12 protein-coding genes are annotated in these 11,650 nt (G+C 47.2%); all 12 read left to right on the top strand.

Translation table 11 applies throughout. The annotated features are described in order from the left end of the window. Window positions 1-455 precede the first annotated feature (455 nt). The 12 genes from K1558_RS22510 to K1558_RS22565 all read left to right on the top strand — a co-directional run bounded on the left by K1558_RS22510 (window position 456) and on the right by K1558_RS22565 (window position 11,645). Window positions 456-695, top strand: a complete 240-nt coding sequence (locus tag K1558_RS22510; protein WP_238653918.1) for a phosphopantetheine-binding protein — start codon at window positions 456-458, stop codon at window positions 693-695. After that, a complete protein-coding gene (locus K1558_RS22515; RefSeq protein WP_238653919.1) occupies window positions 692-2,182 on the top strand; it encodes a class I adenylate-forming enzyme family protein in 1,491 nt (496 codons plus the stop codon). Before K1558_RS22510 ends, K1558_RS22515 begins: the two co-directional genes overlap by 4 nt. Before the next feature lie 15 nt (window positions 2,183-2,197). Continuing rightward, window positions 2,198-3,253 (top strand): hypothetical protein, encoded by a 1,056-nt coding sequence (locus K1558_RS22520; RefSeq protein ID WP_238653920.1) that lies wholly within the window; start codon window positions 2,198-2,200, stop codon window positions 3,251-3,253. A 14-nt stretch (window positions 3,254-3,267) separates the two neighbouring features. Next, window positions 3,268-4,344 (top strand): NAD-dependent epimerase/dehydratase family protein, encoded by a 1,077-nt coding sequence (locus K1558_RS22525; protein WP_238653921.1) that lies wholly within the window; start codon window positions 3,268-3,270, stop codon window positions 4,342-4,344. A 13-nt stretch (window positions 4,345-4,357) separates the two neighbouring features. Continuing rightward, on the top strand, window positions 4,358-4,609 hold the full coding sequence (locus K1558_RS22530) for an acyl carrier protein (RefSeq protein ID WP_238653922.1): 252 nt from the start codon (window positions 4,358-4,360) through the stop codon (window positions 4,607-4,609). A 46-nt stretch (window positions 4,610-4,655) separates the two neighbouring features. Then, window positions 4,656-5,771, top strand: a complete 1,116-nt coding sequence (locus K1558_RS22535; RefSeq protein ID WP_238653923.1) for a UDP-glucuronosyltransferase — start codon at window positions 4,656-4,658, stop codon at window positions 5,769-5,771. A gap of 27 nt (window positions 5,772-5,798) precedes the next feature. Next, window positions 5,799-6,887 (top strand): radical SAM/SPASM domain-containing protein, encoded by a 1,089-nt coding sequence (locus K1558_RS22540; RefSeq protein WP_238653924.1) that lies wholly within the window; start codon window positions 5,799-5,801, stop codon window positions 6,885-6,887. An 89-nt stretch (window positions 6,888-6,976) separates the two neighbouring features. After that, on the top strand, window positions 6,977-8,107 hold the full coding sequence (locus tag K1558_RS22545; protein WP_238653925.1) for a radical SAM/SPASM domain-containing protein: 1,131 nt from the start codon (window positions 6,977-6,979) through the stop codon (window positions 8,105-8,107). A gap of 32 nt (window positions 8,108-8,139) precedes the next feature. Continuing rightward, window positions 8,140-9,144: an ABC transporter ATP-binding protein gene (locus K1558_RS22550; RefSeq protein ID WP_238653926.1), complete on the top strand. Its 1,005-nt coding sequence runs from the start codon at window positions 8,140-8,142 to the stop codon at window positions 9,142-9,144. After that, window positions 9,122-9,931, top strand: a complete 810-nt coding sequence (locus tag K1558_RS22555) for an ABC transporter permease (RefSeq protein WP_238653927.1) — start codon at window positions 9,122-9,124, stop codon at window positions 9,929-9,931. The genes K1558_RS22550 and K1558_RS22555 overlap by 23 nt, the downstream gene beginning before the upstream one ends. Before the next feature lie 4 nt (window positions 9,932-9,935). Beyond that, window positions 9,936-10,748 (top strand): ABC transporter permease, encoded by an 813-nt coding sequence (locus K1558_RS22560; protein WP_238653928.1) that lies wholly within the window; start codon window positions 9,936-9,938, stop codon window positions 10,746-10,748. Between the two features lie 36 nt (window positions 10,749-10,784). Next, window positions 10,785-11,645, top strand: a complete 861-nt coding sequence (locus K1558_RS22565) for an FkbM family methyltransferase (RefSeq protein ID WP_238653929.1) — start codon at window positions 10,785-10,787, stop codon at window positions 11,643-11,645. Window positions 11,646-11,650 lie beyond the last annotated feature (5 nt).

Here is an 11,650-nt window from a genome sequence, read left to right on the forward strand (position 1 = left end):
CAGCCTGAGTTCGGTATTCATAGGGACTCAGGCTGCTTATTTTTAATGGAACGAGGGTATTAGCAAACGTATTTAAAATTGTTGACAATTGGTATATTTGCAATTTATACTAAAAATGTCCATTTACGGATGGCCTGCATTGCAGGTGTTTAGAGCATTTTCAGCAGTGGTTCATTGCTTGGGAAAATGCTTTTTTTCTTTAAAATATAAGGATTTATATGTTTCACATGATAACTTATCCTTCTATTTCTCGCTGAAACGGGTGCCGTCCTTTAAAAGGAAGGCAAAGCCGTTTCCGCTTAGTTATTTTGTCATATTCCGCCTCCACCGTTATGAACTTTTTCTCCTTCACAATCACTCTCACTCTAACTTTCACTTTCCCATCTCTGAATATCACCATGTATGCTATCCTCTTTAATCAGCTTTACTAAAGATTATTTAATGGAGGAAACAGGATGTCTAAATCAATAGAATCTATCTTGAGAGATGAAATTTTTGCCGAGCTGGACATCGAGTATCCGGATGACTATGATACCCGTTTGTTGGATCAAGGGCTCGATTCGGCAGGCTTCATCCAGCTTATTGTTTCAATGGAATCGAAGTTTAACATCTCGATCCCTGATGAGGATCTGTTGTTCGAGAAGTTCTCCACGACTGGATTAATTCTTAATTATTTGGCCGAGACAAGGATATGATGACTATCATTCAGCGTCTGTTTATGGAGGCGTGTGACCGCCAAGAACAGATTATCCTTCAAGATCTGAAGCGGCAATGGACTTATGCAGAAGTGATGACAGAAGCATACTTGATTGCTCTATATATCCAAAAAAACTTTGAGCTTGAGGCCGGAAGTCATCTTGCTGTATACACAAATAATGAGCCCCTGTTCGTTACTGCGGCGCTTGGCATTCAATTCTGCGGTCATGTACTAGTACCGGTACCGTACTCAGCTTCCAAAACTGAGATTGAACATATTCTAAATGCCAGTGACGCCAAGCTGGTTATCAGCAAATATGCACAGCCTGCCCAGTTCAATTGTGATATTCATTGGGTTACCGCTCAGGATCTCCCGCAAGAACCGATGCCTTCGTTCCAATCAATCCCGTTCACGAATCTGTCCGATCCCCATCAATGTGCGATTCTCCTTCCTACATCGGGCACAACCGGAAACTCTAAAATCGTTATGTTATCCCATCGAAATGTATTAACGAATGCGCTGGCCCATGGCGAGAAGGTCGGGTACACCAGTCAAGATTCGTTTCTGATCACGATGCCCGTTCATTTCAGTTCCACGATTGTCACGCAATTGATTTCCTGCATGCTATATGGAACCAGAATTATACTGATCAGCTTGCCCCTGCTGCCGCGCACAGCGTTTAGACTGTTTCAGGATAAGGCGGTCACAGCATTCTCAGCGGTGCCTACCCAATTGATGCACTTCATTTCCGATTATCATCAGACCACAAACTGGAGTGTCTTTGATTCAATTCAATTTATAGTGATTAGCGGTGCAGCGATTCCAGCGAAATTAGTAGACCATCTTCAGACTGTATTTCCCGGGGCGGACATTATTCAGACCTATGGATTAACAGAAGCTTCTCCGCGGGTGAGCATGATGGAACGGGGAGAACGCAGCCTATCCTGCGGGTCACCCGTCAGTGGTGTTTCTGTTCGGCTTGTTGACGAAGAAGAGAATGAGGTTAAAGGAACTGCGGCTACAGGAGAAATTTGGGTCAAGGGCCCGAATGTGATGCTCGGTTATTACAAAAACCCGGAGTTAACGAACGCTACCATTGTTGATGGCTGGTTAAAGACAGGAGATTTGGGATATTGGAATGAAACAGGGTGTCTCATCCTCACAGGCCGGAAGAAGAATATCATTATATCCGGCGGTATCAATATCTACCCGGAAGAAATTGAGGAGTTTGTATATGGCTTGCAGGAAGTAGAGGAGGTCATGGTTGTTGGTGCAGATGATGATCTGTTAGGCGAAGTACCCATCGCATTTCTGAAAGTTTATGATGGATGCCTGATTGATATAGATGCACTGATACAGCATTGCAATTTGCATTTGTCATCGTATAAGGTGCCTAGACAATGGAGGATTGTAGATGAGATTCCAAAAACAAAAACAGGAAAGCTCGATAGGGCCAATACGAAACGCTTATTGCTAAAGGAGTAGGGGGAGGACGAACAGTTGAAGAATCCAACTCAAACATTGGACAGAGAACTATTGCCGGTAAGTTATCCGATGATTACAACCTATACGCAGCATGCTCATCTCTTGTCCATACTGACCCATTACGAGCATGCACACCCATGGATATTCAGCAATTATATTCAGTTATTTATTAACAAGGATTATAAACATCATTGGGGAGATTTCTATTTCCCTGTAACTTATGAGCTGCGGCCTTCGGATGCGTGCAAATGGATTTCGACTCAGAAGATACATAGAGATACTGTAGCCGCTAAATGGGATTCTGTTATTCATTTTATTATCGAAAATATTAATGCTAATCATTATATCCACACGATGGTGAATTACTTTTATGTGCCGCTAAGCGACCGGTATCAGAGACTCCAATTGCATCATGACATCTTTGTTTACGGCTATGATTTGAACAGAGAGATATTGTATGTTTCCGATTTCTTTAAGAACGGCGTGTATAGTCAAGCTGAGATATCATTTGCCGATTTCAGTCTTGCGTTCAACACTAATCATCTAACAACCAATCATGATTATCTAAATGAAATGGTTTATCTGTATACATTCAAAGACCAATATCAGGATACATTCAGTGCAGATACCCTGGTGAATTCTATAAGAAATTATTTCACTAAGAAAACGCCGGAGTATTGGGAGATGTTCAACTACGGGGGCGACAGGGATAAGCTTGACTTTGGCATGCAAATTTATACAACTCTATTTAATTATGTGAAAGAGACATCGGAAAATAAGTCTAAGCTTGATATAAGACCCTTTCATTTACTTTATGATCACAAGAAGATGATGACGCTAAGACTTAAGTTTTTGTACGATTACCGGCATTTAATTAATTTAGATCAAGAGCATATAGATGAATTCACAGCCATTGAACTTAAGGCAAAGATCCTTGTGAATCTGGCGATGAAATATAATTTGACAAGGGAAATGAGTATTTCCGACAGATTACAGGCGCTGATTGAGAATATAGAACATGATGAATCCATATTCCTTGAACGATGGCTGAATCAGGTAGGCATTCAGTAACATCGAGGGCCCAGATGATGGCAGCCAGGTCTATTCTTGGAGGGAGGGATGCCGGGATCATTAATCGTTGTAACAGCGTATTGAATAAGCACAACCACCACGTATCCACTCACCTCAAGCACCGTTCACCAACCTTAGGCAATGGGGGGATCTTTATTTTCATTGTATTAACAGGAGTTGCAGGCTTCATCGGTTCCAATCTTGCCGAGAGGCTGCTGCGGGAAGGCCATACCGTTACCGGTGTTGATAATTTGCTGACCGGGTCCACTGTCAACATGGACAATCTCTTACATTCCCCCAATTTCAAGTTTATTGAGCATGATGTCATTTATCCGCTCGCAGTTGAAGGACCTGTCGATTGGGTGATGCATTTCGCAAGTCCTGCCAGCCCGCCTAAATATTTGTCCTATCCGATCGAAACGATGAGGGTCAACAGTGAAGGAACGATGCATCTGCTGCAGCTGGCCAAAGAAAAGCAGGCTGCGTTCTTCTTGGCTTCAACAAGCGAAATCTACGGTAACCCAACCGTTCACCCTCAGCCGGAGAGCTATTATGGCAACGTGAATTCGATTGGAACAAGAAGCTGCTACAACGAAGCGAAGCGGTATGCAGAGGCGATCACCTACTGGATGAACAGGAAATACGGCATACCGGTAAGGGTCATCCGGATCTTCAATACATTCGGCCCGAAGATGGATTTAGATGACGGACGTGTCATTACCAATTTCATTCATCAAATCATGTCCAAGCACAACCTTACGATATATGGCGACGGCAGACAGACGAGGAGCTTTCAATATATTGACGACTTGCTGGAAGGGATTATAAGACTGCTGGGTACCACGTATGAACAGCCAGTCAATTTGGGGAATCCGCAGGAGGTCACCATCCTTGAAGTCGCTCAAATGTTGAAGAAGCTCATGAAGTCCGACGCGCAGATCGAGTTTCTCCCGCTGCCGGAAGACGATCCGAGGAGAAGGAGACCGGATATTACCATTTCCAGGACGATCATGGACTGGGAACCGGCGATCAGCTTGCAGGAGGCACTCGCTAGAACGATCCATTATTACCAGGGGCAATATATCCATTAAACGGGAGGTACCTATGCAAGAACAGATCCTAGCAATGATAAGTGAAGTCAAGGACGACACCGGGCTGGCAATCCGCTTGAACGGGCATTCCAGCATTATGGAAGACGGGGGATTGGACTCTTTACAGCTAATTACTTTCTTATTGAAGGTGGAGGAGCGTTACGGTATTGTAATTGATTTCGAACAATTCGAATTCGATTGTATGGAATCGGTTACAGTCTTCTGCAATTATATTTCAGAGCTGCAGAAGACGGCATCTGCATGAATGATAGACGCAAGCGCTTGAAACCATGGATGGAGGAAGAGAGTTTATGGGGAAGCGGACAGTAACGATTCTATGCTCGGGTTTCGGTCTGGGATTCTATATTCCCGGCCTGTTAGCTGCAAGCGATTTCGATTCAAGGGGTATCGCGACGGAAGTGCTCGTGTTCGAAAGCTTGTTGGAGCATGACAAGAAGGAGCATATTGCCGACAGCCGGAAGGCGTACCATAATAATTTCGCACTTGCCAATTTTTCGGCCCGAATGCCGATGGATATCCGCGGCAGCATAGATTATGCCCAGGTTGAGCTAATGCTGGAGGCTTGGAAGGCGGAAGAACGCTATGAATTCATATCGTTATCCGGACACTGGGTCTATATTCTGGATTTGTATAGGGAGAAGATGCTGCCGAATCCAATTCATGTAGACCTGCTCTACGTCGATTCAGATCTGGCCCCGTCCTGGAAGAGCCTGAAGAAGTTTCATCCCCGGTATGACGAGCATTATTACAATGCATGTCTCTATGACACCGGTAAGATGGCGATTCGGTGCGAAATCACGGTTCTCTCTGGTGCGCCGCTGCCCTTCGAGTCAAGGAAGCAGCGGCTTGTTGTTCATGGCGGCGGCTGGGGGATGGGCACGTATCAAAGTACAATTCCAGAGCTTGCCGCCCATAACTATGGGCTTGATATCGTAGCGTACGACTGGAAGGAAGCGCAGCCCGACCCCGGTAACCGGTATTGGATGAACAATCCGGAATGGTGTGCATGGGTGAAGAGCTCGAACGGCCTGCATGAATTTCCGCCTTATATTGAAATTGCGGGAGAAGATACGAATTCATACGCCGCAGAGGCGGATCATCATTGGTTATTCGACGTCGCTTCAGAGGCAATGGCTATCGTGGCCAAGCCGGGAGCAGGCACATTGATCGATTCACTTGCCTCTGAAACCCCTCTTATTCTGCTGGAGCCGTTCGGCAGTCATGAGCTTAGCAATATGGAACTGTGGGAGGCGCTCGGGTTCGGAATACGCTATGAGAAGTGGCGGGAGACGGATTTTTCTATAGATGTCCTTAAGGAGATGCATCAGGCGATTAAGAACAGGCCCGGTGACCGGACGAATTATGTGGATCACTATTGTTCGAGGGTTGCGTTAATGAAGAGGTAAGATTCTAACGGCAGAAGGGGTTATGCTATGAGCGTCAATACATTGAGTGTTGCCCAGGATACGATAAGCTATCCGAGATGGATCGTCTTGCAGCTGCTGGAGGAGTGCAATCTGCGATGCAAGATGTGCTATGAGTGGGGACTCGAAGGGCCCTACAAGAGCAAAAAAACATTAGCGCAGCTGGACCGCGATCTGATCAAAAAGATCATCGTGGAGTGCAGCCCCGGCAAGCCGTATTACGATTTCTTCGGCGGCGAGCCGCTGATGTACCCGTGGCTGAGCGACATTCTCGCCATGATCCATCATTATGGAAGCATAGCGGACTTCCCCACGAACGGTACATTACTTGAGAAGAATGCCGAGATGCTGGTTGAGACTCCGCCCAATAAGATCTGGGTGTCGCTCGACGGCCCTGAGGAAATCAACGACAGGCAGAGGGGCAAAGGCGTATTCAAGAAGGTCATCAAGGGAATCGAGAAGCTCTATGAGCTCCGGCAAAGCAAAGGCAAGCAATTTCCGAAGATGGGTGTATCCTTTATCATTACGCCCTTGAACTATATGTATGTCGAGGAATTTTTCTTCAAGCATATCGACTTGTCGATGCTGGACCATATCAGCATGGAAGTGCAGCTCTATGCCACGGAAGAGCAGTATGACCAATATGTGGAGGTTCTTAGTGAGGAATTCGGCGTCCATGGAGCTCCGTATGCCAAGGGGATGGTCTGGCAGGACATCAGTTCGTTCAGCCAGATCGATATTCCCGAATTGACGAGACAGCTCAATAATGTTAAAGCGTATTGCTTGCAGAACCGTATCCATGTGATCACCTATCCGAAGACGACAGATGAGCAGAATTTGCATAACTACTTCTCGGGGCAATTCCAACAGATGGCGGATAAACGCAAACAGTGCTCTCTTCCATGGGTGTATGCGGAGATAACGGCAAGGGGCGACGTTTCGCCCTGCCATGCCTTCTATGATTTGACCTTCGGCAACATCAACGAAGAGAATTTGCTGGATATCTGGCGCAGTAATAAGTACAAAGAGTATCGCGCGTATATGAAAAAAAATATGCTTCCGATTTGTACGGCTTGCTCCAGGTATTATATCTACTGATTCATGTGAATGACCTATTACGTTTAAGAGGGTGTGTTGATATGAATCCGAAATCTGAGATTAAGCATTCCGCAAAGGATTTACAAATCTTGAAACGAACCCTCAGGAATACGCTTGAAACCAAACGGAACGCCGAGGAAATAGTCGGTTACGCGACACCGTTGCCGGAGTCGGTCGGGATTAAGCTGACGAACCAATGTAACTTGCGCTGCAAGCACTGTTATCAATGGAATGACACCGGCTACCATCACTTTATGACACCGGAGCAGCAGCGGGAGCAGCTCGACTTCGGGCTGCTGGAGAAGCTGATCCTTGAGACGGAACCCGCCAAGTCGAGACTCTATATCTGGGGCGGCGAGCCGCTTGTATACAACCACTTCGACCGGTTGGCCGATTTGCTTGAAGCCCATCCCCGTGAGACGACGATCTGCACGAATGCGGTGCTGATCGGGCGCAAGCTGGACGCCCTGCAGAGAATCTCCGATAACCTGGAGCTGCTCATCGCGCTGGATGGATTCGAAGAAGAGAATGATGCGCTTCGCGGCAAAGGGGTATTCAGCAAGGCGATCGAGGCGATCCGGATGCTGGCCAAGCTGCGCAAGGAGAACCGGTTCAGAGGCAAAATCTCGGTCCATACCGTCGTTAACGATGGTATGACCGGCAAGCTGTACGAGCTGCTGGAATTTCTGGAGGGTATCGGCGTAGATCTGGTCATCGTCTGCTTCCCGTGGTACATCTCGGACGAATGCTCACAGGGGATGGACGATTACTTCGACCAGAAGTTCGACTTCCTTCCGGCGAGCGGGCACAGGGGTGAACGAAGCTGGCACGCCTTTAACTATAAGCTCAATCCGGAACGTATCCCTGCTCTCATGAACGAGCTGGACCGGGTGAATCAACGGGTCTGGAGAATGCGCTTGCGCTACCAGCCGAATCTGGATCATGACCAGATCGAGGATTTCGTGCTCGGCAAAGAGGTGGAGGGCAAAGGCACGATGAACAAGAAATGCCTGGCGCTCTCGAACCGGATGGACATTACGCCCGATGGAACAATTATTGCGTGCAAATTCTTCAAGGAGTTCGAGATCGGCAACTTACATGAAGCGTCTGTACAGGAATTATGGCATAGCCTGAGCTACAGAAGGATAAGAGAGATGATGGACGAACGGCTGACACCGGCATGTTCCAAGTGTAGTGTCTTGCATTTGCACGGTGTGTAATGATCCTAAATGAACATAAAAGAGGTGCGTAAGTGAGTATCATCCAGATGGAAGGGTTATCTAAAAGCTTCAAGTATTACGAAAAAGAGCTGGGACTCAAAAAATCGCTCAAAAATTTAGTGAAGCGCAAATCCCTGATCAAAAAAGCGGTTAGCGATATATCGCTTGTAATCGAGCAAGGCGAGATGGTCGGATTCCTGGGCCCGAACGGCTCCGGCAAAACGACTACGCTTAAGATGCTGTCCGGGATCTTGTATCCGACAAGCGGGCAGGCGACGGTATTAGGCTATGTCCCTTGGGAGCGCAAAAAAGAATTCAAGATGCAGTTCTCAATCGTAATGGGGCAGAAATCGCAGTTGTGGTGGGACCTGCCGGCGAACGAATCGCTCTACCTGAACAAATGCATCTATGAGGTTGAGGATGAGCCCTACAAGCTTGTCCTGGATGAGCTTACGGAGATGCTGGACGTTAAAGACCTGCTTAACATTCAGGTGCGGAGGCTTTCGCTGGGGGAACGGATGAAGATGGAGCTTATTGCGTCACTCATTCACCGGCCCAAGGTGATATTCCTGGATGAGCCTACAATCGGGCTTGATCTGATTTCGCAGAAGCGCATTCGGGAGTTCCTGAAGTATTATAACCAGCAGACCAAGGCCACGGTCATTCTGACAAGCCACTACATGGCGGATATTGAGGATCTGTGCAAACGGACGATCATCATCAACCAAGGGAAGATCGTATACGACGGCGATCTCCGGCGTGTGAACGAGCTGTTTCATGCCAAAAAGATTATCAAGCTGCAATTTACGGACGAGGTGCCAAGGCAAGCGCTAAGCGACTACGGTGTTATTACGCAACATGACGGCCTGAATGCTGTCATGGAGATCGATAAGCATGAGCTTCAGCGGCTCTCCAAGCTGATGCTGGACCGGTTCCCGATCCTTGATTTCACAGTTGAAGATATACCTGTCGAGCGGGGCATCGAAAGCTTATATCAGAAAGATGGGGTCAGACATGAAAGCCTTGCAAAAGTATAAAAGGACGTACATCCTTGCCCTTCAGAATGCGATGGAGTACCGGACCGATTTCCTTATGAGCATTATCAGCGGCGGCTTTATCATACTTGTCCAATGCTTCCTCTGGACAGCCGTGTTCCGCAGCTCGCCGCAAGAGATTATTAACGGCTATACGTATTCGCAGATCATCATTTATTCCGTGCTGTCCGGCGTCGTCTCCAAGCTGGTGTCTGCCGGCTTCGAAGGGGAGATCGCCAATGATATCAAGACGGGTGGACTAAGCAAATTTATCGCTCAGCCCATTCATTATTTCAGCTATCGGATATGCAATTTCTTCGGTGAGAAAACGGTTCAGAGCGGGGTTGTCCTTATCCTATTCGCCATATTGATGACCGTGTTTACTCAGATTTGGGAGTTTCAGCTTAGAGCGGAGCAGATCGTTATGTTTTTGGTCAGTATTCTGTTCGGACTGCTCATTAACTTCCTGCTTTTTTATTCAATCAGTGCGCTTGCGTTCATCATTACTGAGGTTTGGGGCGTGTATATCGCGTTCAACCAAGGCGTCTATCTGCTCAGCGGCGCCATCTTTCCGCTTAATATTTTCGGAGATACGTTTGCCAGAATCTCCAGCTATTTACCGTTTCAATATGTCGTGTTCTTCCCGGTTAAGATCATCAACGGGAGCCTGGCGGTTCATGAGATCGTGAGCGGGCTCCTCATACAGGCGGTTTGGGTCATTGTGCTGTTGATCATATCCAAGTTGTCCTGGGATTCCGGGATGAAGAAATATGTAGCCGTTGGAGGTTAGATCTGTGAGTATCCGCTTGAGTGAGATCCGGAAGCACATACGTATGTTTTTTATTTTCGCCAAGAACAGTTTGGTCGGTTACATGGAATACAAAGCGAATTTCTACTCCGGTTTGATCATGGAGACCGTATTTCTGTTTACCAAGCTGGTCTATATCATCTTCGTGTACCAGCTGGGGATCGAGATTAATGGAATTTCTCCTGACCAGATGATGATCTTCACCGGGACCTATACGATTATGATCGCAATCTATACAGGGTTGTTTATGGATAACTTTTATAGATTCGCCGGCCATATCCGCAACGGAACGCTGGACTTGTATATGACGAAGCCGCTATCGCTGCAGTTCATGATTTCATTCCGGAACGTTAACTTCGCGTTTCCGATTCCGAACCTGATCGCCGGGATCACAATGATCGTAATAGCCTGGCAGCGGCTTGGCATCGATCCAAGCTTGATCAACGTGGCCGGATATATCGGCGTGATCTTGAGCAGCACGATCGTGACCTACTCGGTGCTTCTGCTTCCGCAGATTCTTGCCTTCTGGACGGTGAAGTCCGGTGCGATCTTCGACATACTGGATAAATGCTGGGATCTGAACAATATGCCGATGTACATATACCCCAAATGGCTGCGGAGATTAGGGCTGTATGTCGTGCCTATCTTGTTTATCACCAACATGCCGTCGGTTTATTTGATCGACCGGTTGGACTTGATCCTTGGGATATGGATTTTCGCCGCTCCTGTGATATCGCTTCTAGTGGTCAGGCTGTTCTGGAAGTTTGCCGTCAAACACTATGAGAGCGCCAGCAGTTAGCGATAAGCCAAAAAAATTGTTAAGAAGGTGAAGCGGATGAGCAGGATGGAGCGCAAGAGCTTTTCGCCGCAGACAGAGGCCGCCGTAAAGAAGCGGCTGCACAACGGGATCGAAATCTATCAAAACAACGAAGGCGAGACGGAGTTCCTCTACAACGAGATTTTCGTGAAGGAGATGTATTTCAAGCACGGGATTACGCTCCCGGATCATGGCACAGTCATGGACGTCGGGGCTAATATCGGAATGTTCACTCTGTATGTAAACAGCAAGAGCAACTGCAGGGTATATGCCTTTGAACCGTTGCCTCCGACGTTTAAGCTTTTGAAGATGAATACGGGCTCGCTCCCTCGCGTAACCACGGTTAATCTCGGGCTGTCCAATGAGATCAAGGAAGCGGAGTTTGCCTATTTCCCCACGATGTCCACGGATTCTGTCCAGATCAAATACCGGGAGAACCACGATCAGGATCTCCGGTACGGGTTAATCAACCATTACCGGGATCATTTCGCCGATTCTCGCATGCTAAACCGGTTTGTCGATCAACTGATGTTGCCGAAGCTCCTGAATGAACAAATCCATCGCTGCAAGCTGACTACGATCTCTGAAATGATCCGCTATTACGATCTGAACCCCATTGATCTGCTCAAAATCGACGTGGAAAAAAGTGAATTTGAGGTGCTGGAAGGCATCCTTCCGGAGGATTGGGGCAAAATCAGGCAAATAGTAATGGAGGTACACGGACTGGACGGAGAACAGATCAGCAGGCTCGAGAGCATCTTCCGAACGAATGGCTTCAAGGTCTCGATCGATTACTATGAAGACTTGAATATCCCCAATTACTTTAATGTGTACGCGTTGAATCAAATGCATGTACCGGCCGGCGGCAATACCGTATGATGAAC

The organism is Paenibacillus piscarius, assembly GCF_022234545.1.
GTDB classification, from domain to species: Bacteria; Bacillota; Bacilli; order Paenibacillales; family Paenibacillaceae; genus Paenibacillus_AQ; species Paenibacillus_AQ piscarius.

What these genes read in the sequence shown, in the direction of transcription:
- K1558_RS22510 (WP_238653918.1), top strand. Translation starts at nt 456, where the DNA reads ATGTCTAAATCAATAGAATCTATCTTGAGAGATGAAATTTTTGCCGAG.
- K1558_RS22515 (WP_238653919.1), top strand. Translation starts at nt 692, where the DNA reads ATGATGACTATCATTCAGCGTCTGTTTATGGAGGCGTGTGACCGCCAA.
- K1558_RS22525 (WP_238653921.1), top strand. Translation starts at nt 3,268, where the DNA reads ATGATGGCAGCCAGGTCTATTCTTGGAGGGAGGGATGCCGGGATCATT.
- K1558_RS22530 (WP_238653922.1), top strand. Translation starts at nt 4,358, where the DNA reads ATGCAAGAACAGATCCTAGCAATGATAAGTGAAGTCAAGGACGACACC.
- K1558_RS22535 (WP_238653923.1), top strand. Translation starts at nt 4,656, where the DNA reads ATGGGGAAGCGGACAGTAACGATTCTATGCTCGGGTTTCGGTCTGGGA.
- K1558_RS22540 (WP_238653924.1), top strand. Translation starts at nt 5,799, where the DNA reads ATGAGCGTCAATACATTGAGTGTTGCCCAGGATACGATAAGCTATCCG.
- K1558_RS22555 (WP_238653927.1), top strand. Translation starts at nt 9,122, where the DNA reads ATGAAAGCCTTGCAAAAGTATAAAAGGACGTACATCCTTGCCCTTCAG.
- K1558_RS22565 (WP_238653929.1), top strand. Translation starts at nt 10,785, where the DNA reads ATGAGCAGGATGGAGCGCAAGAGCTTTTCGCCGCAGACAGAGGCCGCC.